Origin of the sequence: Staphylococcus sp. FSL W8-0774, assembly GCF_038006785.1 — a bacterium.
Taxonomy (GTDB): domain Bacteria; phylum Bacillota; class Bacilli; order Staphylococcales; family Staphylococcaceae; genus Staphylococcus; species Staphylococcus pasteuri.
Window position 1 is genome coordinate 653,457 of the sequence record NZ_JBBOVW010000001.1, and the last position, 21,949, is coordinate 675,405.

Consider the following 21,949-nt stretch of genomic DNA (forward strand, 5'->3'; position numbering starts at 1 on the left):
TGGTGAAATTGCTTATTGTAAAAATATATGTAAAGTTGTATAATTTTAATGAAATTGATAATCGTTTTCAATGGGAGGAAAAAATGAAGAAATTATTATTACCTTTAATAGCACTAGTGTTAGTTTTAGCTGCATGTGGTAACAACTCAGACGATAGTTCAAAGAGTTCTGAGAAGAAATCTTACAAAACGGATGATGGGAAAACAATAAAAGTTCCTAAGGATCCAAAAAGAATTGCTGTTGTAGCTCCATCATATGCTGGTGGCGTGAAAAAATTAGGTGGAAATGTAGTAGCAGTAAGTAATCAAGTCGATCAAAGTGATATTTTGAAAGACAAATTTAAAGGTGTAACTAAAGTTGGAGACGATGATGTCGAAAAAGTTGCAAAAGAAAAACCAGATTTAATTATTGTCTTAGATCAAAATAAAAACATTAAAAAATATAAAAAAATCGCAGCAACTGTACCATTTAACTATGCGAAACATAGTTACTTAGAACAACAAGAAGAACTAGGTAAATTACTAGGTAAAGAAGATGCAGTTAAAAATTGGGAAAAAGAATGGAAAGATCAAACTTCTAAAGACGGCAAAGAGATTAAAGATAAAATTGGTAAAGATAAAACTGTAACTATCTTTGATGAATTTGATAAAAAATTATACACTTACGGCGACCATTGGGGCCGTGGCGGAGAAATTTTATATCAAGCATTCGGTCTTAAAATGCCAAAATCAGTTGATGATTTAACTAAAAAAGCTGGATTTGCTGAAGTTAAACAAGAAAAAGTTGATCAATACGCTGGCGATTACATTGTATCTACAAGTGAAGGTAAAGCAACACCTGCATATGAAAAAACAAATATGTGGAAAAACTTACCTGCAGTTAAAAATGGTAATGTGATTAAAGTTAAAGCAGAAACATACTGGTATAATGATCCATATAGCTTAGACTTCATGCGTAAAGATTTGAAGAAAAAATTAATGGATACTAAATAAAAAGATAATAAAAAAACGATATTAATAACTTAGAAGTTGAGACGCAAATTGTGTCTCAACTTCTTTTATGTAGTAGTAAATTATGAATTTTGTTTGTGATTTCGATATAATTACATATAAATTGAAAGAAATAAAATAATAAAAAGGAGAAAAACAATGAAAAAAGTTTATTTTAATCATGATGGTGGCGTTGATGATCTTATATCTTTATTCTTACTTTTACAAATGGAAGAAATAGAACTTGTAGGTGTAAGCACGATTGGAGCAGATTGCTATTTAGAACCATCTTTAAGTGCGTCTATCAAGATTATCAACCGCTTTTCCAATCAAAAACTTGATGTTGCACCATCATTTGAAAGAGGGAAAAATCCATTTCCTAAGGATTGGAGAATGCATGCATTTTTCATGGACGCGTTACCAATTTTAAATGAAAAAGTTACTTTAACAAATTCAAAAGAAAATCATCTTGAGGCTTATGAAGATATCATTAACATTCTTCAAAATACTGAAGAAAAAATTACATTGTTATTTACTGGTCCTTTAACTGACTTAGCTAAAGCATTAAAAATACAACCAACTATAGTGAACAAAGTAGATAAATTAGTTTGGATGGGAGGAACATTTTTAGAAAAAGGTAATGTTGAAGAACCAGAGCATGACGGCACGGCAGAATGGAATGCATTTTGGGATCCAGAAGCGGTGAAAACAGTATTTGATAGTGACATCAAGATAGATATGGTAGCTTTAGAAAGCACCAATCAAGTTCCTTTAACTTTAGAAGTGAGACAACGTTGGGCAGATGAACGTCAGTATACAGGTATTGATTTCTTAGGTGTTAGTTATGCAGCTGTACCACCATTAACACATTTTATAACAAATTCGACTTACTTTTTATGGGATGTGTTAACAACAGCTTATGTAGGTAATCCTAAATTAACTAAATCAGTTAAATTGAATGTAGATGTTATAGCACATGGCCCAAGTCAAGGTAGAACATTTAAATGTAATGATGGTCGAGAGGTTAATGTGATTAATTATGTAGAGCGAAATAATTTCTTTAATTATATAAGTGATTTGGCAAAACGCGTCAATTAATGTAAACTTTATATTCCATTAAGTTTACATTAATGGTATAATCATTCTCATGTAAGGAGGATGAAATGATGAGTACAAAAGAATTAGTATTTACAGCTTTGATGGCAGCCATCATTTGTATTTTAGGTTTGGTACCACCAGTACCTTTACCAATTATGCCAGTACCAATTGTATTGCAAAATATAGGGATATTTTTAGCAGGAATAATGTTAGGAAGAAAGTTAGGAACTATAAGTGTTGTTGTATTTTTACTGTTAGCTGCAGTAGGACTACCAGTGTTATCAGGTGGTAGAGGGGGTATCGGTGTTTTCGCAGGTCCTTCAGCAGGATTTTTATTCTTATATCCAATTGTAGCTTTCTTTATCGGATGGATAAGAGACAAATATTTACATAAAGTAAACTTTATAACGCTAATAGTTGCTACTATTATCATTGGTGTACTTGGATTAGATATACTAGGTACCATTATAATGGGATTCATTATAAATATACCTATTTCTAAATCCATCGTATTATCATTAACTTTTATGCCTGGGGATGTAGTTAAAGCAATTATTGCAAGCTTAATAGGAGCGACTTTACTTAATCACTCTCGATTCAAACAGTTGATAAAATAAAATCAGTGTAAGACAATGTTTCATATATAGAATCATAACAATTCTAATTATCTACTGAGATGGGGTAATATTTATGAAGCATTTGACGATGTCTGATATATATTTGGAAGGTAACATTTTTTTAGAAGATTCAATGAAGACCGTTTATTTAACACCATCAGATGCACTTCAATTTGCCAACAATACTTGGTTATATCATCAGTGCCCATCACAAGTTCAATGGTTGAAAGATATTGAAACCCAAAAGGAAATGCATGTTGCACAAGGTTCCAATCACTTATCTTTTTACTTTCCTGAGAACGATCAACTTAATGAACAGTGGTTTGAACTGTTTAAGGAATTAGGATTTGAACTTGGTGTATTAGAATTCTATATCATTGAAGCAAATGACTTAGACCAATTAAGTAGAAATAAAGATGTAAGATTAATCAAAGTAAATCGTACTAACTTAAATGATTATCTTGATATTTACTATCAATTTTCATTACCATATGGCAAAAAATATGCTAAAAAAAATGTTGAAAAGATTAGACAAAATTTTGATAACATGAAAGCAATACCTATGATTGGATATTTAGAAAATAAGCCAGTAGGTATTGTCGATGTGATAGAAAATAAAAACTCTGTAGAAATAGATGGATTTGGTGTACTTGAAAATTATCAAAGAACTGGTATCGGTCGAACGATGCAATCTTATATAGGGGAATTAGCAGGGCAACGCCCAGTTATTTTAGTTGCAGATGGTGAAGATACAGTTAAAGATATGTATTTGAAACAAGGTTATGTATATAGAAGTTTCAGGTATCAAATATTAAAAGAAAATATATAAAAAGAGCTGCTGATGATTTCAACCACTAATTGAAATCACCAGCAGCTTTTTATACGTTCTGGATGGCTATATATATTAAAGTTACCGTCTCTAATAAAACCAACTGCAGTAATATTTAAATCGTCTGCTAATTGTACAGCTAACGTCGTTGGAGCTGATTTAGATAAAATAACGCCTACGCCAATTTTGGCAGCTTTAATTAAAATTTCCGAGGAAATACGACCACTAAATATTAAAATTTTATTTCTTACTGGAATATCATTTTGTATACAGAACCCAAATAATTTATCTAATGCATTATGACGACCAATATCTTGACGATGTTCAAAGAAATTATCACCATCACTAATAGCCGCATTGTGCAATCCGCCTGTCTGCTTAAATATAGTACTGGCAGTTTGTAAGCGAGTCATCATATTTAAAACTTGTTGAGGAGTAATAGTGATGTTAGATAAGGATGTTTTAGCAGTAGCAGCATCGTTATGAAAGTAAAATTCACGACTTTTACCACAACAGGATGCAATCATTCGTTTACTAGAATATTCGAAACGATCATTTAGCGATTTTGTCAGTTCAACATGAGCAAACCCTCTACTATCATCTATTTGTAATGATTTTAATTCTGCTTTTTTTAATAATGCACCTTCTGATGCTAAGAAACCCAGTACTAATTCTTCAATATTAGTAGGACTACAAATAACAGTTGCAAACTCTTCACCATTGACCATGATAGTTAATGGAAATTCTGTTACATAAGTATCTACTGTATCCTTTAATTCACCATTTTCAAATCTAATAATGTGCTGATTGGATGAAACATCTTTATTCATTTTGTAACTCCTTTATATCACTATAAATACTATATTAGTGCGTTTTTCATAAAATATAAATAAATTTGCTTTGATAGTTATTTCAATTTTAAAAAGTAAAGTATATAATCTACATATAGATATTAACTTCAAATAAAATATAAATCTATTAAATTTGAAGTATAATGTACTTTAAGGAGGAATTGTTATGAAGATTAAAAGTTTATTTGTGATTTTGTTAATGGGACTTTTGGTTCCAGCCGGATGTTCGAATTCATCATCAGATAATGGAAAGAAAAGTGAAAAATCTAACAGTAAAGATAAGAAACAAGAATTACAAATTTCAGCAGCAGCAAGTTTGACAGATGTTAGTAAAGAATTGAAAAAAGAATTTGAAAAAGATCATAAAGATGCTAAAGTTGATTTCAACTATGGTGGTTCAGGTGCTTTAAGACAACAAGTTGAATCAGGTGCACCAGTAGACGTTATTATGTCAGCTAACACTAAAGATGTTGACATCTTAAAAGATAAAAAGAAAGCGCATGATACATATAATTATGCCAAAAATAAATTAGTACTTATAGGCGACAAAGATAAAAATTATAAATCTGTTAAAGATTTAAAAGATAATGAAAAATTAGCTTTAGGTCAAATCAAAACAGTACCTGCAGGTAAATATGGTAAACAATACTTACAAGAAAATAATTTGTGGGATGCAACAAAAGACAAAGTAGTTTACGCAAAAGACGTTAAACAAGTATTAAACTATGTACAAAAAGGTAACGCACAACAAGGATTTGTTTATAAAACAGATTTATATAAAAATAAAAAGAAAATTGATTCAGTAAAAGAAATTAAAGAAGTAAAATTATCAAAACCAATTACTTATGAAGCAGGAGCGACTTCTGATAAAAAATTAGCTAAAGAATGGATGGAATTCTTAAAATCAGACAAAGCTAAACAAATCATCAAAGATTATCAGTTCTCAGCATAGGGGTTGTTTTTAATGCCTGACTTAACTGCATTTTGGCTATCGATTCGAGTAGCAACTTTGAGTACATTGATTGTAATGGTACTTGGAATTATTGTATCAAGATGGTTATATCATCGTAAGAAACGATGGGTTAAAATCATTGAAAGTTTTATATTATTACCTATTGTTCTTCCGCCCACAGTAATGGGGTTCATATTATTAATTATATTTTCACCACGAGGTATTGTAGGAAAATTCTTCAGTAATATATTGCATTTACCAGTAGTATTTACATTGACTGGGGCTGTTATTGCATCTGTTATTGTTAGTTTTCCACTGATGTATCAACATACAATTCAAGGTTTTAATAGCATTGATAAACGTATGTTGGATACTGCTAGAACAATGGGAGCAAGTGAAGGAAAGATTTTCTATAGAATAGTATTACCTTTATCTAAACGTTATATATTATCAGGAATTATGATGAGTTTCGCTAGAGCTATCGGTGAATTCGGAGCAACTTTAATGGTTGCCGGCTATATTCCTAATAAAACAAATACTCTACCACTAGAAATTTATTTCTTAGTTGTTGAAGGAAAAGAAAATCAAGCTTGGTTGTGGGTGTTAGTTCTAGTAGCATTCTCTATTGTTGTTATTATGACAATCAATTTATTAAATTATGATAAGTTTAGGGAGCGTGATTAAATGTTGAATATTGATATAACACATCAAATTAATCAACGTCCAATTCATATTCACATTGAAGATCAGGTTCCCAAAATATATGCAATCCAAGGACCTTCTGGAATAGGCAAAACGACTATATTAAATATGATAGCCGGTTTAAAAAAACCAGATGATGGAATGATTCAAATTAATGATCGTGTACTAACCGAAACTGAAAAGCATATTGATATAAAAATTCAACAAAGACAAATTGGTTATTTATTTCAAGATTATCAATTGTTTCCGCATCTCACAGTGAAACAGAATATTACATTTATGACATCTTCATCGGAGCATATTGATAATTTATTAGAAACACTAAATATAAAACATTTAATGAATCATTACCCAATCACCTTATCAGGTGGGGAAGCTCAACGTGTTGCTTTAGCAAGAGCTTTAAGTATAAAACCAGATTTAATACTACTCGATGAACCATTTTCTAGTTTAGACGATCAGACTAAACGTGAAAGCATAGCCTTAGTTCGAAAGATTTTTAATGAGTGGCAAATTCCTATTATATTTGTTACACATTCGAATGAAGAAGCCAAAGAACTTGCAGACGAAATGATTATGATTTCTTAACCATAATAAAACTTTAATTATTAATCAAAATTAATGAGAGTCAATTTTAATAAGTTCCTATCAGAGTAAACATTGAAAAATGAGGACTTTGATAGGAACTTTTTATGTTGAGGTTTTGTCACTTTGAGACACAAGATTTATAATAGAGATAACATACTTCAAGGGAGATTCAAAAATGAGTCAGGAAATGAATCAGGATAGATATTCAAGACAAATGTTATATAAACATATAGGTGTTGAAGGTCAACGCAGTATTAGTCAAAAACGTGTGATGATTGTTGGTATGGGTGCTTTAGGCACACATGTTTCAGAAGGCTTAGTAAGAGCCGGCATACAACAACTTACGATTGTTGACAGAGATTATATTGAATATAGTAATTTGCAACGGCAAACTTTATTTACTGAGCAAGATGCACTTGATATGCTCCCTAAAGTCATTGCTGCCAAGAAACATCTAGAATCAATTCGACATGATGTGACAATCAATGAATTTGTCTCACACGTAGATGCTTACTTTTTAGATAAACATACATCTGGAATTGATTTAATCATTGATGCAACTGATAATTTTGATACAAGACAGCTTATTAATGATTTTGCTTATCAAAATTCAATTCCATGGATTTATGGGGGAGTTGTACAAAGTACTTATGCTCAAACTACCTTTGTTCCAGGAAAGACACCATGTTTTAATTGCTTATTACCACATTTACCTTCAATTAATTTAACTTGCGATACTGTAGGTGTGATACAACCGGCTGTAACAATGACAACTAGTTTTCAAATCACTGATGCATTGAAAATACTCACGCATCAAGCTACCGATATTAAATTAAAATATGGTGATGTGTGGGAAGGATATCATCATGCCATTGGTTTTAAAAATATGCAAAATGACTCATGTTCTACCTGCGGACAATCACCTACTTATCCTTATTTGAATAATAGTCAACGTCAGTATGCAACATTATGTGGCAGAGATACAGTGCAATATATTAATAAAGATATTACCCAGGAAATGCTTATATCATTTTTAAATTCTCACCATATTCAATATAAACAAAATCCATATATGATTGTATTTTCATTTAAAGGTTATAGAATCGTAGCATTTAATGGAGGTCGATTATTAATACATGGATTAACTAGTCCTAACGAAGCTACTAAACTAATCAATCAATTATTTGGGTAAACATTTAAGGAGGAGAAATCATGCATCAACATATTAAACTGGATAGAGACATTGAAGTGGCAATTTTAACTGTATCGGACACAAGAGATTATAATACTGATAAAGGTGGACAACTTATTCAAACATTATTAGAAAATGAAAATGTTAATGTGAAAGATGACTATTATAAGATTGTAAAAGACAATCAGCAAGATATTCATGAACAACTTTCTACATGGTTAAAACAGAATGATATAGATGTCATTATAACGACTGGTGGGACAGGTATAGCACAAAGAGATGTGACAATTGAGGTTGTACGTCCTTTATTAGATAAAGAAATTGAAGGATTTGGAGAAATGTTTCGTTATTTAAGTTATACAGAAGATGTAGGCACGAGAGCTATTTTATCTAGAGCAATTGCAGGTACACATCAGGATAAACTGTTATTTTCACTTCCAGGATCAACTGGTGCAGTTAAATTAGCTATGGATAAACTTATTAAGCCAGAATTAAATCATCTAGTTCATGAATTAACAAAATAATATAAAAGAGGACTGAAGTCAAAGTTTCATTGCTTCAATCCCATTTAAGTATACAGTTATTTTATTTATTATTCTGGACGCTTGTAATCGCCTGATTTACCACCAGATTTAGCAGCTAAATAAGTTTGACCTATTGTCATTCCTTTATCAACTGCTTTCGTCATATCATATATTGTTAAAGCTGTTACCGATGCAGCAGTTAGTGCTTCCATTTCTACACCTGTTTTTCCAGTTGTTGATACAGTCGCTTTTATATGCAATTCGTATTGATTAGATTGATGAGTATCCCATTCAAAAGCGACGTCTATACCAGTTAATGGAAGCGGATGACACATTGGTATTATTGTAGAAGTATTTTTAGCTGCCATGATGCCAGCAATTTGTGCAGTATTTAATACGTTACCTTTAGCATTAGTATTTTGAACAATTTGTTGATAAATAGTTTCGTTTACTATAATACTGGAATAAGCGATTGCTGTTCGTTTTGTAATTTCTTTATTTGAAACATCAACCATTTTCGCATTACCCTGTTGGTTAATGTGTGTGAAATCTGACATATTAACCCTCCTTATCGATACAAGTATATCACGAAATAAATATTTTGGAGATGATCATATGACATTTGAAAAAAGAAGTCCAATTCCCGTTAAAGAAGCAATTCAACGTGTTGTAAAACAAGATATAAATTCTAGCAAAATTTCAGTTCCTTTAAATCAAAGTACTGGCCATATTTTAGCAAGTGACGTTGTAGCTACTTATGATATACCAAGATTTAATAAATCACCGTACGATGGATTTGCGATTAGAAGTCAAGACTCTATAGGAGCAAGTGGTGATAATCGAGTACATTTTAAAGTGATTGATCATATTGGTGCTGGTTCCGTGTCTGATAAAAAAGTTGGTGAACATGAAGCGGTAAGAATTATGACTGGTGCACAATTACCTGAAGGAACAGATGCAGTTGTCATGTTTGAACAAACTGTACAACAAGAAGATACGTTTTCAATTAGAAAGACGTTTGAACAACATGAAAATGTTTCATTGAAAGGTGAAGAAACACAGACTGGAGACATTGTTTTGAAAGCAGGACAACAAATCAATCCAGGAGCTATAGCTGTATTAGCAACATATGGTTATACAGATATTGAAGTATGGAAGAAACCAAGTATAGCTGTTATTGCGACAGGTAGTGAGTTACTAGAAGTGGAAGATGAGCTTCAACCTGGTAAAATTAGAAACTCAAACGGTCCGATGATTAAAGCATTAGCTGAAAAGTTTGGATTAAAAGTAGGTACTTATCAAATTCAGCAAGATGATTTACAAAGTAGTATTGAAGTCGTTAAAAAAGCGATGGATGAACATGACATTGTTATTACTACAGGTGGCGTATCTGTCGGAGATTTTGACTACTTACCTGAAATTTATCAAGCACTACATGCAGAAGTATTATTTAATAAAGTTGCAATGAGACCAGGAAGTGTAACAACTGTTGCAGTTGCTAATAATAAATACTTATTTGGTTTGTCTGGTAATCCTTCAGCATGTTTCACAGGATTTGAATTGTTTGTAAAACCAGCAATTAATCAAATGATGAACGCTAATGCAGTTTATCCTCAAATTGTTAAAGCTACATTAATGGAAGATTTTACTAAAGCTAATCCATTTACTAGATTTATACGCGCTAAAGCTACATTTACATCTGCTGGCGCTACAGTTGTTCCATCTGGATTTAATAAATCAGGTGCAGTAGTCGCTATTGCTCATTCAAATTCAATGATTATGTTGCCAGGAGGAACACGAGGGTTTAAAAAAGGACACCTAGTAGACGTTATACTTACAGAATCATCTGCTTATGAAGAGGAATTGAATATATGATTCTTCAAATAGTCGGATTTAAAAATTCTGGAAAAACAACACTCATGATGCATACAATTAATAAATTAAAATCTCTAAAGTTAAAAGTTGCGACAATAAAACATCATGGGCATACTGGTTCGGATATTGAGTTACAAGGACACCATGTGGACCATATGAAACACTTTGAATCAGGAGCGGACCAAAGCATTATACAAGGGCATGAATATAGACAAACTGTAACTAGAATTAATGAACAAAGCCTTTCAAAGATTATTAAAGACTCTGTTACAATTGATTATGACATCATTTTAGTTGAAGGTTTTAAGGATGAAAAATATGAAAAAATCATAGTTTATAACAGTGAATCACAATTGCAAAAGCTAAATCATTTAAACAATGTATGTTATAAGATAAAATTAAATGAACCTAATGCTTATCAATTATTTGATGAATGGTTAATAAATAAAGTGACACATAAGGATTGAGTGCAATGAAACAATTTGAAATCGTTAAAGAACCAATTCAAATAGAGCCATATCGTGCATTTACACTAAACGAACATCAAGGTGCAATGGTGACGTTCACTGGACATGTTCGTGAATGGACTAAAGGAGTAAAAACTGAGTATTTAGAATATGAAGCTTATATTCCAATGGCTGAAAAGAAAATGGCTCAAATAGGTCAAGAAATAGAACAAAAATGGCCAGGTACTATAACAACTATAGTACACAGAATTGGTCCTCTTGAGATATCAGATATAGCTGTCTTAATTGTGGTATCATCTCCTCATCGTAAAAATGCATATCGTGCGAATGAATATGCCATAGAACGAATTAAAGAAATAGTACCAATATGGAAAAAAGAGATATGGGAAGATGGTGCTGAATGGCAAGGCCATCAAAAAGGCGACTATGATGAAGCTAATGGGAGGAAATAAATTGGAAGTACTTTACTTTGCAGAATTAAAAGATATAGCTAATAAACAGTCAGAAACAATAGATGTTTCAGATCCTTTAACTGTAGAAGCGTTTAAAGTGATGATTGTTGAACATTATCCAGAAATGGCACATAAGCAATTTCAAATTGCAGTTAATGAAGAATTCGTTAAATTAACTGATAAGATTGAACCTGGTGATACTGTAGCACTCATTCCACCAGTGAGTGGAGGATAAATAAATGAAAGCAATTATACTCGCTGGAGGCCAATCAAGTCGTTTTGGGCGTCCTAAAGCATTTGCTTCAGTTGACGGACAAATGTTTTATCAGCGAATAGTGAATGTACTTAAATCAACAAATATGTTTAATGACATTATTATTAGTACGAATAGTCAACTTAAAAATGAATTTAAATATCAAAATATAGTTGTAGATAAAGACAATTATAAAGGAAAAGGACCGCTAGCAGGCATATTGTCAGTGATGGAACAATACCCGGATGAAGAATTATTTTTCGTAGTATCAGTTGATACACCGATGATAAACGAAAAAGCCATAAATCAACTATATCAATTTATGATGTCTCATCTTATTGAAGATCAAATAGATATAGCAACGGTTAAGTCAAATGGATATATGATTCCGACGATTGGCTTTTATAGTCCTAAGACGAAAAATGTTATTGAAGAAATATTGAGTTCTGATGATTATAGTTTTAAGCAATTATATGAAGAAATGAATGTAGATTGGATTAATGTAGAAGACATCGATGCACCGTCATATTGGTATTATAATATTAACTCTCAACAAGATTTGGACACTTTAAAACAACAGTTAGATCAATAAGGAGGGTCCATTATGGTGGAGCAAATTAAAGATAAACTTGGTCGACCGATAAGAGACTTAAGATTATCAGTCACAGATAGATGTAATTTCAGATGTGATTATTGCATGCCAAAAGAAATATTTGGCGATGATTTTGTCTTTTTACCTAAAGATGAATTATTGTCTTTTGATGAAATGGTCAGAATTGCTAGATTGTATGCTCAATTAGGGGTTAAAAAGATAAGAATAACAGGTGGAGAACCATTATTAAGAAGAAATCTTTATCAACTCATTGAGCAACTGAATCAAATAGAAGGCATTGAAGATATAGGTATGACTACTAATGGATTACTTTTAAAAAAACATGGTCAAAATTTATATAATGCAGGCCTAAGACGTATTAATGTGAGTTTAGATGCTATTGACGATGAAGTCTTTCAAGCAATTAATAATAGAAATATTAAAGCTTCTACAATATTAGAACAGATTGATTATGCGATTTCGATTGGTTTACAAGTTAAAGTGAATGTCGTTATTCAAAAAGGCGTGAATGATGATCAAATCATACCTATGATTGAATATTTTAAAGATAAAGCTATTGAAATAAGATTTATTGAATTTATGGATGTCGGTAATGACAATGGCTGGGACTTTAGCAAAGTAGTGAGTAAAGATGAAATGTTAAATATGGTTGAACAACATTTTGAAGTTGAGCCTGTAGAACCTAAATATTTTGGAGAGGTAGCTAAATACTATCGTCACAAAGATAATCAAGTGAAGTTTGGACTTATAACTAGTGTATCTCAATCATTTTGTTCAACATGTACGAGAGCCCGTTTATCCTCAGATGGTAAATTTTACGGATGTTTATTTGCAGATGTAGAAGGATTTGATGTTAAGAACTTTATGCGCTCTGGTGCAACAGATGAGGAATTATTAGAGCAATTTAAAGCACTTTGGCACATTAGAGATGATCGATATTCAGATGAACGAACAGAACAAACAGTAAAAAATAGAAAACGTAATAAGATTAATATGAACTATATTGGTGGATAGTATTAAATTTTAATTTAAATAAGTGGAAAAATAGAGTCATATTTATACAATCATAAAATCTTTTATAGATTATATGTGTCTCGTAATTTCAATACAATAACTTTTATATACTTTTCACTATTAAACATGTACTTTAAAATGTTGAATTTCTAAACAAAATTTAGACTTAAATTTAATATTTGTAATAGATAAAATGCTTACTATGTTATATAATAAAGTTAAGCAATTTAATTGTATAATACAAACATAACATCTAAGAATCAACATAGGAGGCATTTTAATATGAATAATAAAGTACAAGGGTTTATTGCATCTGAAAGAGAACTAAGTCAACTTAAGCACTGGTTAAAAACATCTTATCGCACTTCAATTGAAGAATTTGTCGTTTTATACAAAGTCTTTGAAGGTGAGAAGATTAGTGGTAAAGAATTAAGAGATACGTTACATTTTGAAATGTTATGGGACACAAGTAAAATTGATGTGATTATCCGTAAGATTTATAAAAAAGAACTTATTTCAAAATTACGTTCAGAAACAGATGAGCGACAAGTTTACTACTTCTTTAACGCAAAGCAAAAGAAATTAATGGATAAAATGATAAACGAAATCGAAGCAATTAGTATTGCAAACTAAATATAAAAAATAAAAGCTAGAGACATCATCTTTAATGTGATGTCTCTAGCTTTTTAATTTATTTGTAGTAACTACTATTCATATGAATATGTGTTTTTAACTTTTTTACCATGAACAAAGAAATATACAATTGTAGTTAGAATGCCTAAAATAGCCATTGCTCCATAAATTTGACTATATGAAATCATATGTGTAAATAAACCTAAGAATGAAGGACCGAAGCCAATACCAACATCTAATCCGATAAAGTAAGTTGATGTAGCTAAGCCATACTTAAATGAAGGTGATACTTTAATTGAAATAGCTTGCATTGATGAAGAAAGGTTACCGTAACCAATACCTAGTAATACACCAGAAAGTAATAATAATCCACTATTAAAACTAAACATTAAACAAATGAAACTTAGTATAAGAGCAATAAATGAAGGGTAAACGACTACATTTTCATTTTTACTATCCATTAAACGACCGGCAATAGGGCGTGTAACTAAAGAAGCCACTGCGTAGAAAATAAAGAAGTAACTAGCCGCACTGACTAAATCACGTTGCTCAGCAAAAGCTTGTAAGTACGTTAATATCGCTGCATAAGTAACACCAACTAGTAACATAACAATTGCAACTGGTACAGCTTCTATAGCGATGAAATTGTGAATACTAAAGCCATTTGAATTTGTGGAATTTTGTTCTTTATTCGTAGGGTTAAAATCAATATTAATAAAGAACGATAAGATAAGTCCTAAAATACCTAACACAATACATAACGTGAATAGTAATGTGATAGAAAATGTATTTAGTAATAAAATACCAAAGAAAGGACCAACAGCAGTACCTAATACTAAACTTAATGAAAATAAGCTAATGCCTTCACTTTTACGTGTTTGTGGTGTGACATAAGCTGCGATAGTACCTGTTGCGGTTGTAGCAATTGCAGTTGCAATACCGTTGATTAAACGTACAAACATTAAGAAATAAATATTACCAGGAATAAAATACAATGCTTGAGTTATCACAAGACAGAAAAGACCAAACATTAAAATCTTTTTAGGACCAAATGTATTTACATATTTACCCGTTCCAAAACGACCAATTAATGATCCGACAATAAATAACCCCACGACTAGTCCAGCTAAACTATCAGATGCATGATATTCAGATTTACTATAGCCTGCGATGACTACAATCAATAAATACATACATAAGTACACGAAAAAATTTATGATGAAATTAAGATTGAAGCGTTTAGTAAAGATAGGTGCTTTAATAGATGAAGTTTCACTCATTCTTGACTCTCCTTTAGTATTGTTTCATAAATAATTGACATTGAATTAGTAATTTCTGTCAGTTGTTGCTCATTTATACCAGATTTTTCAATAATTTCATCCTGTATTTCATTTACCTCTTTATTGATAGTTTCAAAAAATTGTCGACCTTCTTCAGTTAAACTTAACCATTTTTGTCGTTTATCATTTCCAGTAGTATAAGAAATTAATTCTCTTTCTAGTAAAACTTTAATAAATTTTCTAGCAGTCGGTTTTTCTATAGCACGACGATAAGATATATTAACTAAGGTCGTTGGTTGAAATTGCGCAATATCCTTTAAAACGAGCCATTGGCCAGTATGAATGTTATGTCGTTCTAATATAGGCTGAGTTAATTTAATATAAGGTCGATAAATACTAATAAAACTATTGAAAAATTTGTTGTTAATCATGAGCACACCTCAAAATTTATAATTTAGTTAGCTTAGCTAACCTTTTTGAAACGCAAGATTCATTATAAAACTAAAAGCAATATTTTTCAATACCAATTTAAAGTAAGTTTTTAGAAGTATAATACTTCGTATTTTGTTAAAATAAGAACTGAGAAATGAATAAAAAGGGGACAAAAAGATGGATTTGAAATTTGATCATATCATTCATTATATTGATCAATTAGAGCAATTTAAGTTTCCAGGTAACCTTATCACGTTGCATTCAGGTGGAAAACACAATAAATTTGGAACATTTAATAAGTTATCGTATATAAATGGAAACTACATAGAATTTTTAGATGTAGAAGATCAAGAAAAATTGCAGAAATTAGCTAAAACTGAAGAGGGAAGAGTATCATTTGCTACTAAAATAGCTCAAGATCATTTTAAACAAGGATTCAAAACCATTTGTTTAAGAACAAATAATATAGACGCTATTAAGCAAACACTGGAAGAACGTAATATAGAAGTTATTGGTCCAGTAAATATGGAGAGAGAAACTAAAAAAGATGAAAAAATAACTTGGCGACTTTTATATATTGCTGATCCTAGTTATATGGTTAAACCACCATTTTTCATACAATGGGATCAAGGTGAAGCTAATCGAGATGCACAGTTAGAACCTTTATATCAAACCCAATTCTCTATAGAGATGATAATAGTTACTACTAGTCAACGAGAAAAGACAGTACAAAACTGGCAAAATTGGTTTGATATGCAAGTTGTAAATGAAACTGATAAATACACTGATTTAATTTTAAAGGAAGATCAAATGTACTTTAGAATTGAAGATGGTAAAGAATCTGGTTATCACACTGTCGTGTTTAAAGACGCTGAGGCAACATCACCATATTCAATATATATAAGAGGTGCAAAATATCGTTTTGAACCTAATAATTAATATAGATAAGTATAAGCACTTTGTATGATAATGGCGATATGGACAACTGCAATAATAATCGAAGTAATACTTAAATACATGCTAAATTGAGTTGTTCTAATAAGTAAAAAGAACAATGATAAAACGAAACTAAATGCAGCCAGTATGACTCTTAAGCTAAAATATTGGACTGTTAAATCATTATTCAAACTAATGACAATGATAAGAGCGTTTAAGATGATAAATAAAATTAATAGCGTTGGACGCAATTTGAACACCTCTTTCGTAAGAATTTTAGTGTTTTATTATACCAATTTTAAAACTGCTTTAAAAATTATTTAGCTGAAATAAAATAACTTATAGGAATTAAAGAACATGTTTTTAATGTTGTTGTAGATTCATTTATGTGTTTTATCGACACTCATAGATAGACGTTGTATAATTATAGTTATTGTTAATAAAAAGGAGATATTATAAACCATGGAAAAGATGAATATCACTAATCAAGAACATGACGCATTTGTAAAATCTCATCCAAATGGCGATTTACTGCAACTTACGAAATGGGCAGAAACAAAGAAATTGACTGGATGGTATTCAAGAAGAATTGCGATAGGTGAAAATGGTGAAATTAAGGGCGTTGGACAATTATTATTCAAAAAAATTCCGAAACTACCATTTACATTATGTTATGTATCTAGAGGATTTGTAACTGATTACGATAATAAAGAAGCATTATCACAATTATTAGAAGAAGCGAAAAAAGTAGCTAAAGAAGAAAAAGCTTACGCAATTAAAATAGATCCAGACGTTGAAGTAGAACACGGTGCTGAAGCATTGAAAAATTTACGTAATTTAGGATTTAAGCATAAAGGATTTAAAGAAGGTTTATCTAAAGATTATATTCAACCAAGAATGACAATGATCACACCAATTGATAAATCTGATGAAGACATTATTCAAAGTTTTGAAAGACGAAATCGCTCTAAAGTGAGATTAGCATTAAAAAGAGGTACGAAAGTTGAAAGAGCTGGTAGAGAAGGATTAAAAACATTCGCACATTTAATGCAAATCACAGGGGAACGTGATGGATTCTTAACTAGAGATATTAGTTACTTTGAAAATATATATGATGCATTACATGAAGATGGCGATGCAGAATTGTTCTTAGTTAAATTAGAACCAAAACCAGTGCTTGAAACAGTGAATTCAGAAATTAAAGAATTAGAAAATGAAATTGAAAAACTTCAAAATAAAAAGCAAGATAAAAAAACACTAAATAAAATCAATGATGCTAATAATAAAATTAAAAAATCTCAAGATTTAAAAGATGATTTATTAAGACTTGAAAAAGAACATCCAGAAGGTATTTATTTATCAGGTGCATTATTAATGTTTGCAGGTAGTAAATCTTATTACTTATATGGCGCTTCATCTAATGACTTCCGAGATTTCTTACCTAATCATCATATGCAATATACTATGATGAAATATGCTCGTGATCACGGAGCTAAAACATATGATTTTGGTGGAACTGATAATAATCCAGACAAAGATTCAGACCATTATGGATTATGGACATTTAAAAAAGTATGGGGAACTTACTTAAGTGAAAAAATTGGTGAATTTGATTATGTTTTAAATCAACCACTTTACCAACTTATTGAACAAGTTAAACCAAAATTAACAAAAGCTAAAATTAAACTATCACGAAAATTAAAGCGTAAATAGATTTTTTATTATCTGAACGATTCTATAAATAAAGAACGTTCAGATTTTTTTAGAATCATTTTTTAAAATAATAGAATATAGCACTATATATAAATTGATAAAAGGGGACACTAATTATATGATCAAAAAGCTATTGCAATTTTCTTTAGGCAATAAGTTCGCAATATTCTTGATGGTATTACTCGTTATTTTAGGTGGAGTGTATGCTAGTGCCAAGTTAAAACTTGAATTATTACCGGACGTAGAGAATCCTATGATCTCAGTTCAAACAACAATGCCTGGTGCCACACCACAAACTACTCAAGATGAGATTAACAGTAAAATAGATAGTCAAGTTAGATCGATGGCATATGTTAAAAGCGTTAAAACTGAATCTATCCAAAATGCTTCAATTGTAACTGTAGAATATAATAATGATACAGACATGGATAAAGCTGAGGAACAGTTAAAAAAAGAAATTGATAAAATTAAATTCAAAGACGGGGTCAGTGATCCTGAATTAACAAGAAATTCTATGGATGCATTTCCTATCGTAGCTTATTCTTTAACAGATAAAGATAATGATTTAAAATCAGTAACTAAAAAATTAAACCAGCAACTTATTCCAAAATTACAAACAATCGATGGTGTTCAAAATGCTCAATTAAATGGCCAAACAAATCGTGAAGTAACATTAAAGTTCAAGCAAAAAGAACTTGATGAAAAAGGTGTTACAGCAGATGATGTCGAAAACTATTTAAAAACAGCGACTCGAGAAACGCCGCTAGGGCTTTTCCAATTTGGAGATACTGACAAATCTATCGTTGTCGATGGACAGTTTACATCAGTCAATGCACTGAAAAACTTAAAAATCCCTGCAACGATTGCCGGACAAGGACAAAGTAGTGATAGCAGCGACGATGGAGAGAGCGACAGCTTAATGCCATCTGATCAATCATCAGCGTCCGCTGGTAGTTCTAAACAAAGTTCATCAGGCTCTATGCCTACATTTAAATTAAAAGACGTAGCTAATATTACGGTTGGTGATGAACGTACATCCATTTCGAAAACGAATGGAAAAGATGCAGTAAATTTACAAATAACAAAAGCTCAAGATGCTAATACCGTTCAAGTTGCAAAAGATGTACAGAAAAAAGTAGATGAATTTGAAAAAAATAATAGTGAAATGAAAGCTATTAAAACGATGGATACTGCTAAACCAATTGAAGATTCTTTATATACAATGATTGAAAAAGCAGCATTAGGAACAATCGTAGCTATCGTAGTTATATTGTTATTCTTAAGAAATATACGAACAACAGCTATTTCAGTCATTTCAATACCAATGTCAATATTAATTGCACTCGTAGCATTGAAATTATCTAATGTGTCACTAAATATATTGACTTTAGGGGCATTAACAGTAGCTATTGGACGAGTGATAGATGATTCTATCGTTGTGGTTGAGAATATATATAGACGTTTATCTGATAAAAATGAACAACTCAAAGGTGATTCATTAATCATAAACGCAACAACTGAAGTGTTTAAACCAATACTATCTTCAACATTGGTTACTATTATTGTGTTCTTACCATTAGCATTTGTGTCAGGGTCTGTTGGTGAAATGTTCAGACCATTCGCACTCGCAATTACATTCAGTTTATTAGCTTCATTATTAGTATCAATCACAGTAGTTCCAGCGCTAGGTTCTACGCTATTTAGAAAAGGAATCCAAACTAAACCTCAAAAACAAAAGCATGGGGTAGTTAGTGAGGGGTATAAAAAGGTATTAAATTGGTCACTTAATCATAAGTGGATCGTCATTATAATTAGTATTGTATTACTAGCTGGAAGTATTGGCTTAGGTGCTGCAAAATTAGGCACAAGTTATATTTCATCAGGAGATAATAAATTCATGGCGTTAACTTATACGCCTAAACCAGGTGAAACTGAAAAATCAGTGCTCGAACATGGTGAACAAGTTCAAAAGTATTTAAAATCTAAAGATAAAGTTAACACTGTTCAATATTCTGTAGGAGGGCCAACACCATCTGATCCTACTGGTAGTACAAATAGTATGGCGTTGATGGTAGATTATGATAAAGATACGCCAAACTTTGAAGAAGAGCCAGATAAAGTATTAAAACATGTTGATTCATTTAAACATCCTGGTCAATGGAAGAACCAAGATTTAGGTACTGGTGCTGGAAATGATTCTATTGAAGTGACAGTTAAAGGTCCATCAACGGATGCTATTAAAGGTACTGTTCATAAAATTGAAAGCACTATGAAAGATGTTAAAGGTATCAATAATGTTAAATCAGATTTATCACAAACATACGATCAATATGAAGTAAAAGTCGATCAAAATAAAGCGGCAGATAATGGAATATCAGCTAGTCAGCTTGCGATGAATTTAAATGAAAACTTACCAGAAAAAACAATTACGACAGTTAAAGAAAACGGTAAGAAAATAGATGTTAAAGTAAAACAAAACAAGCAAACTGATTGGTCACAAAGTAAATTAGAAAATATTAAATTGAAAAAACCAGCAGGTGGTTCAATTAAATTAAGTGAAATTGCTAGTCTTAAAAAATCAACTACACCAAGTAAATTGACTCAAGAAGATGGTGACTATTCAACTACAGTTTCAGGTAAGATTACGACAAGTGATGTAGGTGGTACTTCACAAAAAGTAATGTCTAAAATTAATAAAATTGATAAACCACATAGCGTAAAAGTGAATGTTGGAGGCGCAACTGATGACATCAACTCTGCTATATCTCAACTTGCAATAGCTATGTTAGCAGCAATAATTATAGTGTATCTTATTTTAGTAATTACATTTAAAGGTGGATTAGCTCCATTCACTATTTTATTCTCATTACCATTTACAATAATAGGTGTTGTATTATCACTTGTGATTACAGGCGAAACTATCTCAGTACCTAGTTTAATTGGTATGTTGATGTTAATTGGTATTGTTGTTACAAATGCTATTGTATTGATAGATAGAGTTATTAATAATGAAAAATCAGGTATGGATATGAAAGCTGCTTTAATTGAAGCAGGAGGAACGAGAATTCGTCCTATCTTAATGACAGCAATAGCAACTATAGGTGCTTTAGTACCGTTGTTATTTGGTGAAGATAGTTCTATCTTAATATCTAAAGGAATGGCAGCAACTGTTATTGGAGGACTAATATCTTCAACAATATTAACGCTTGTTGTTGTTCCAGTAATTTACGAAATTTTATTCACAATTAAAGATAAAATTTATCGTAAACTAAACAGAAAATAATAAAAAAAGCATCATTCCTCCAAAAAGGAATGATGCTTTTTACTTTAGTATAAAATTAAAGTTAGAATGATATAAATCACGAACAAACCGATTGATAATATATTTAAAATATTAACGCCTTTATCATCATTCTTAAGTGTTTTAAATGCAGTAACTTCTACATTTCCAACTAAAAGTAGCAACACTATAAATACCCACCAGTTCTCACTAGGGAACTGCATCGTTGTAATTGCTACAACAAATAACAATAATATACCCATTATGATTCTTAAAATTCTAGTGAAAATTGAATTCATCTTGAATATACTTATGTAACTTACAATTAAGTATAGTAAAGGCAATAAAATTAAGTATAATTTCATGAGTTGACATCCTTTCTTTTCCGAATATATATTAGCACGTTCACATACTTATGACTAGGATGTCTAAAGAAATGTAGTTAAATTGTGACATGTAATTAATTATTGTTCATTTATTTGCTTTCTTACATTGGCCATTTCTTTCTCAATTTCTTCAAGCTGATTGACTAAAGGATCGATATTTTGATTTAATGACTCGCGCTTTTCTAAGTCACCTTGTAGTCTAGTATAATCATATTTTAGTTCTGTTAATTTACTTTCTAAATCCATTATACAATCGCTCCTTAAATTAAAGTA

The 21,949-nt window shown here is 30.9% G+C and carries 26 protein-coding genes; 19 read left to right on the forward strand and 7 right to left on the reverse strand.

Features of this window, described 5'->3' with window-relative positions; genetic code table 11:
• Positions 1 to 83: 83 nt before the first annotated feature.
• From NSQ15_RS02980 to NSQ15_RS02995, 4 genes are all read left to right on the forward strand, one after another.
• The gene (locus NSQ15_RS02980) at positions 84 to 992 is read left to right on the forward strand and encodes an ABC transporter substrate-binding protein (RefSeq protein WP_070453601.1); all 909 of its coding nucleotides are present in this window, start codon (positions 84 to 86) and stop codon (positions 990 to 992) included.
• 156 nt (positions 993 to 1,148) lie between these two features.
• Positions 1,149 to 2,087: a nucleoside hydrolase gene (locus NSQ15_RS02985; protein ID WP_070453604.1), complete on the forward strand. Its 939-nt coding sequence runs from the start codon at positions 1,149 to 1,151 to the stop codon at positions 2,085 to 2,087.
• A 68-nt stretch (positions 2,088 to 2,155) separates the two neighbouring features.
• Entirely contained in the window at positions 2,156 to 2,704 is a 549-nt protein-coding gene (locus NSQ15_RS02990) for a biotin transporter BioY (RefSeq protein ID WP_070453607.1), read from the forward strand.
• 73 nt (positions 2,705 to 2,777) lie between these two features.
• Positions 2,778 to 3,533 carry a GNAT family N-acetyltransferase gene (locus tag NSQ15_RS02995; protein WP_340746928.1) on the forward strand — a complete coding sequence of 252 codons (756 nt, stop codon included), beginning with the start codon at positions 2,778 to 2,780 and terminating at the stop codon, positions 3,531 to 3,533.
• 35 nt (positions 3,534 to 3,568) lie between these two features.
• On the opposite strand, the gene fdhD is transcribed toward NSQ15_RS02995, so the two are convergent.
• Positions 3,569 to 4,363, reverse strand: coding sequence for a formate dehydrogenase accessory sulfurtransferase FdhD (gene fdhD / locus NSQ15_RS03000; RefSeq protein ID WP_070453613.1), 795 nt, complete (start codon positions 4,361 to 4,363; stop codon positions 3,569 to 3,571).
• Positions 4,364 to 4,550: 187 nt separating this feature from the next.
• Between fdhD and modA the strand changes: the two genes are divergently transcribed.
• The 5 genes from modA (at position 4,551) to NSQ15_RS03025 (ending at position 8,342) form a co-directional block, all read left to right on the forward strand.
• Positions 4,551 to 5,336 carry a molybdate ABC transporter substrate-binding protein gene (gene modA / locus NSQ15_RS03005; RefSeq protein WP_340746929.1) on the forward strand — a complete coding sequence of 262 codons (786 nt, stop codon included), beginning with the start codon at positions 4,551 to 4,553 and terminating at the stop codon, positions 5,334 to 5,336.
• Between the two features lie 12 nt (positions 5,337 to 5,348).
• Positions 5,349 to 6,020: a molybdate ABC transporter permease subunit gene (gene modB / locus NSQ15_RS03010; RefSeq protein WP_017638546.1), complete on the forward strand. Its 672-nt coding sequence runs from the start codon at positions 5,349 to 5,351 to the stop codon at positions 6,018 to 6,020.
• Positions 6,021 to 6,626 carry an ATP-binding cassette domain-containing protein gene (locus tag NSQ15_RS03015; protein ID WP_017638545.1) on the forward strand — a complete coding sequence of 202 codons (606 nt, stop codon included), beginning with the start codon at positions 6,021 to 6,023 and terminating at the stop codon, positions 6,624 to 6,626.
• 187 nt (positions 6,627 to 6,813) lie between these two features.
• Positions 6,814 to 7,818, forward strand: coding sequence for a ThiF family adenylyltransferase (locus NSQ15_RS03020; protein ID WP_070453749.1), 1,005 nt, complete (start codon positions 6,814 to 6,816; stop codon positions 7,816 to 7,818).
• Between the two features lie 20 nt (positions 7,819 to 7,838).
• A complete protein-coding gene (locus NSQ15_RS03025; protein ID WP_017638543.1) occupies positions 7,839 to 8,342 on the forward strand; it encodes a MogA/MoaB family molybdenum cofactor biosynthesis protein in 504 nt (167 codons plus the stop codon).
• A gap of 68 nt (positions 8,343 to 8,410) precedes the next feature.
• On the opposite strand, the gene moaC is transcribed toward NSQ15_RS03025, so the two are convergent.
• The gene (gene moaC / locus NSQ15_RS03030; protein ID WP_046467145.1) at positions 8,411 to 8,899 is read right to left on the reverse strand and encodes a cyclic pyranopterin monophosphate synthase MoaC; all 489 of its coding nucleotides are present in this window, start codon (positions 8,897 to 8,899) and stop codon (positions 8,411 to 8,413) included.
• Positions 8,900 to 8,957: 58 nt separating this feature from the next.
• On the opposite strand from moaC, the gene NSQ15_RS03035 reads away from it, so the two are divergent.
• From NSQ15_RS03035 to NSQ15_RS03065, 7 genes are all read left to right on the forward strand, one after another.
• Positions 8,958 to 10,217, forward strand: coding sequence for a molybdopterin molybdotransferase MoeA (locus tag NSQ15_RS03035; protein ID WP_070453624.1), 1,260 nt, complete (start codon positions 8,958 to 8,960; stop codon positions 10,215 to 10,217).
• Complete coding sequence (gene mobB / locus NSQ15_RS03040; protein WP_070453628.1) at positions 10,214 to 10,684, forward strand: molybdopterin-guanine dinucleotide biosynthesis protein B; 471 nt, start codon at positions 10,214 to 10,216, stop codon at positions 10,682 to 10,684. The genes NSQ15_RS03035 and mobB overlap by 4 nt, the downstream gene beginning before the upstream one ends.
• 5 nt (positions 10,685 to 10,689) lie before the next feature.
• Positions 10,690 to 11,136, forward strand: a complete 447-nt coding sequence (locus NSQ15_RS03045; RefSeq protein WP_017638539.1) for a molybdenum cofactor biosynthesis protein MoaE — start codon at positions 10,690 to 10,692, stop codon at positions 11,134 to 11,136.
• A gap of 1 nt (position 11,137) precedes the next feature.
• Positions 11,138 to 11,371 carry a molybdopterin converting factor subunit 1 gene (gene moaD, locus NSQ15_RS03050; protein ID WP_017638538.1) on the forward strand — a complete coding sequence of 78 codons (234 nt, stop codon included), beginning with the start codon at positions 11,138 to 11,140 and terminating at the stop codon, positions 11,369 to 11,371.
• 4 nt (positions 11,372 to 11,375) lie between these two features.
• The gene (mobA, locus tag NSQ15_RS03055) at positions 11,376 to 11,981 is read left to right on the forward strand and encodes a molybdenum cofactor guanylyltransferase MobA (RefSeq protein WP_070453631.1); all 606 of its coding nucleotides are present in this window, start codon (positions 11,376 to 11,378) and stop codon (positions 11,979 to 11,981) included.
• 12 nt (positions 11,982 to 11,993) lie between these two features.
• The gene (gene moaA / locus NSQ15_RS03060) at positions 11,994 to 13,016 is read left to right on the forward strand and encodes a GTP 3',8-cyclase MoaA (protein WP_017638536.1); all 1,023 of its coding nucleotides are present in this window, start codon (positions 11,994 to 11,996) and stop codon (positions 13,014 to 13,016) included.
• A 282-nt stretch (positions 13,017 to 13,298) separates the two neighbouring features.
• Positions 13,299 to 13,649 carry a SarA family transcriptional regulator gene (locus NSQ15_RS03065; protein ID WP_017638535.1) on the forward strand — a complete coding sequence of 117 codons (351 nt, stop codon included), beginning with the start codon at positions 13,299 to 13,301 and terminating at the stop codon, positions 13,647 to 13,649.
• 74 nt (positions 13,650 to 13,723) lie between these two features.
• Here NSQ15_RS03065 and NSQ15_RS03070 read toward each other — a convergent pair whose 3' ends face one another.
• Both NSQ15_RS03070 and NSQ15_RS03075 read right to left on the reverse strand, forming a co-directional pair.
• Positions 13,724 to 14,929 carry an MFS transporter gene (locus tag NSQ15_RS03070; protein ID WP_340746930.1) on the reverse strand — a complete coding sequence of 402 codons (1,206 nt, stop codon included), beginning with the start codon at positions 14,927 to 14,929 and terminating at the stop codon, positions 13,724 to 13,726.
• Positions 14,926 to 15,360 (reverse strand): MarR family winged helix-turn-helix transcriptional regulator, encoded by a 435-nt coding sequence (locus NSQ15_RS03075; RefSeq protein ID WP_017638533.1) that lies wholly within the window; start codon positions 15,358 to 15,360, stop codon positions 14,926 to 14,928. Before NSQ15_RS03075 ends, NSQ15_RS03070 begins: the two co-directional genes overlap by 4 nt.
• A 178-nt stretch (positions 15,361 to 15,538) precedes the next feature.
• Here NSQ15_RS03075 and NSQ15_RS03080 point away from each other — a divergent pair, with 178 nt between their 5' ends.
• Positions 15,539 to 16,300 carry a VOC family protein gene (locus NSQ15_RS03080; RefSeq protein WP_070453641.1) on the forward strand — a complete coding sequence of 254 codons (762 nt, stop codon included), beginning with the start codon at positions 15,539 to 15,541 and terminating at the stop codon, positions 16,298 to 16,300.
• Here the strand turns inward: NSQ15_RS03080 and NSQ15_RS03085 are convergent.
• Positions 16,297 to 16,548 (reverse strand): hypothetical protein, encoded by a 252-nt coding sequence (locus tag NSQ15_RS03085; protein ID WP_070453644.1) that lies wholly within the window; start codon positions 16,546 to 16,548, stop codon positions 16,297 to 16,299. The two genes, NSQ15_RS03080 and NSQ15_RS03085, sit on opposite strands and share 4 nt — an antisense overlap.
• Before the next feature lie 211 nt (positions 16,549 to 16,759).
• Between NSQ15_RS03085 and NSQ15_RS03090 the strand changes: the two genes are divergently transcribed.
• Positions 16,760 to 18,010, forward strand: a complete 1,251-nt coding sequence (locus NSQ15_RS03090) for a lipid II:glycine glycyltransferase FemX (protein WP_017638530.1) — start codon at positions 16,760 to 16,762, stop codon at positions 18,008 to 18,010.
• Between the two features lie 118 nt (positions 18,011 to 18,128).
• On the forward strand, positions 18,129 to 21,293 hold the full coding sequence (locus NSQ15_RS03095) for an efflux RND transporter permease subunit (protein WP_217194125.1): 3,165 nt from the start codon (positions 18,129 to 18,131) through the stop codon (positions 21,291 to 21,293).
• A gap of 44 nt (positions 21,294 to 21,337) precedes the next feature.
• On the opposite strand, the gene mspA is transcribed toward NSQ15_RS03095, so the two are convergent.
• Positions 21,338 to 21,655, reverse strand: coding sequence for a membrane stabilizing protein MspA (gene mspA, locus NSQ15_RS03100; RefSeq protein ID WP_017638528.1), 318 nt, complete (start codon positions 21,653 to 21,655; stop codon positions 21,338 to 21,340).
• A gap of 99 nt (positions 21,656 to 21,754) precedes the next feature.
• Positions 21,755 to 21,922 carry an SE1832 family protein gene (locus NSQ15_RS03105; RefSeq protein WP_017638527.1) on the reverse strand — a complete coding sequence of 56 codons (168 nt, stop codon included), beginning with the start codon at positions 21,920 to 21,922 and terminating at the stop codon, positions 21,755 to 21,757.
• Between the last annotated feature and the right edge of the window lie 27 nt (positions 21,923 to 21,949).

Excerpts from the sequence above, each read along its gene's own strand:
- NSQ15_RS02995 (WP_340746928.1), top strand. The coding sequence starts at position 2,778 with ATGAAGCATTTGACGATGTCTGATATATATTTGGAAGGTAACATTTTT.
- NSQ15_RS02980 (WP_070453601.1), top strand. The coding sequence starts at position 84 with ATGAAGAAATTATTATTACCTTTAATAGCACTAGTGTTAGTTTTAGCT.
- NSQ15_RS03095 (WP_217194125.1), top strand. The coding sequence starts at position 18,129 with ATGATCAAAAAGCTATTGCAATTTTCTTTAGGCAATAAGTTCGCAATA.
- NSQ15_RS03080 (WP_070453641.1), top strand. The coding sequence starts at position 15,539 with ATGGATTTGAAATTTGATCATATCATTCATTATATTGATCAATTAGAG.
- NSQ15_RS03015 (WP_017638545.1), top strand. The coding sequence starts at position 6,021 with ATGTTGAATATTGATATAACACATCAAATTAATCAACGTCCAATTCAT.
- mobB (WP_070453628.1), top strand. The coding sequence starts at position 10,214 with ATGATTCTTCAAATAGTCGGATTTAAAAATTCTGGAAAAACAACACTC.
- mspA (WP_017638528.1), bottom strand. The coding sequence starts at position 21,655 with ATGAAATTATACTTAATTTTATTGCCTTTACTATACTTAATTGTAAGT.
- NSQ15_RS03035 (WP_070453624.1), top strand. The coding sequence starts at position 8,958 with ATGACATTTGAAAAAAGAAGTCCAATTCCCGTTAAAGAAGCAATTCAA.
- NSQ15_RS03065 (WP_017638535.1), top strand. The coding sequence starts at position 13,299 with ATGAATAATAAAGTACAAGGGTTTATTGCATCTGAAAGAGAACTAAGT.
- NSQ15_RS03045 (WP_017638539.1), top strand. The coding sequence starts at position 10,690 with ATGAAACAATTTGAAATCGTTAAAGAACCAATTCAAATAGAGCCATAT.
- NSQ15_RS03025 (WP_017638543.1), top strand. The coding sequence starts at position 7,839 with ATGCATCAACATATTAAACTGGATAGAGACATTGAAGTGGCAATTTTA.
- NSQ15_RS03075 (WP_017638533.1), bottom strand. The coding sequence starts at position 15,360 with ATGATTAACAACAAATTTTTCAATAGTTTTATTAGTATTTATCGACCT.
- NSQ15_RS03105 (WP_017638527.1), bottom strand. The coding sequence starts at position 21,922 with ATGGATTTAGAAAGTAAATTAACAGAACTAAAATATGATTATACTAGA.
- moaC (WP_046467145.1), bottom strand. The coding sequence starts at position 8,899 with ATGTCAGATTTCACACACATTAACCAACAGGGTAATGCGAAAATGGTT.
- fdhD (WP_070453613.1), bottom strand. The coding sequence starts at position 4,363 with ATGAATAAAGATGTTTCATCCAATCAGCACATTATTAGATTTGAAAAT.
- NSQ15_RS02985 (WP_070453604.1), top strand. The coding sequence starts at position 1,149 with ATGAAAAAAGTTTATTTTAATCATGATGGTGGCGTTGATGATCTTATA.
- mobA (WP_070453631.1), top strand. The coding sequence starts at position 11,376 with ATGAAAGCAATTATACTCGCTGGAGGCCAATCAAGTCGTTTTGGGCGT.
- NSQ15_RS02990 (WP_070453607.1), top strand. The coding sequence starts at position 2,156 with ATGAGTACAAAAGAATTAGTATTTACAGCTTTGATGGCAGCCATCATT.
- moaA (WP_017638536.1), top strand. The coding sequence starts at position 11,994 with ATGGTGGAGCAAATTAAAGATAAACTTGGTCGACCGATAAGAGACTTA.
- modA (WP_340746929.1), top strand. The coding sequence starts at position 4,551 with ATGAAGATTAAAAGTTTATTTGTGATTTTGTTAATGGGACTTTTGGTT.
- NSQ15_RS03070 (WP_340746930.1), bottom strand. The coding sequence starts at position 14,929 with ATGAGTGAAACTTCATCTATTAAAGCACCTATCTTTACTAAACGCTTC.
- NSQ15_RS03020 (WP_070453749.1), top strand. The coding sequence starts at position 6,814 with ATGAATCAGGATAGATATTCAAGACAAATGTTATATAAACATATAGGT.
- modB (WP_017638546.1), top strand. The coding sequence starts at position 5,349 with ATGCCTGACTTAACTGCATTTTGGCTATCGATTCGAGTAGCAACTTTG.
- NSQ15_RS03090 (WP_017638530.1), top strand. The coding sequence starts at position 16,760 with ATGGAAAAGATGAATATCACTAATCAAGAACATGACGCATTTGTAAAA.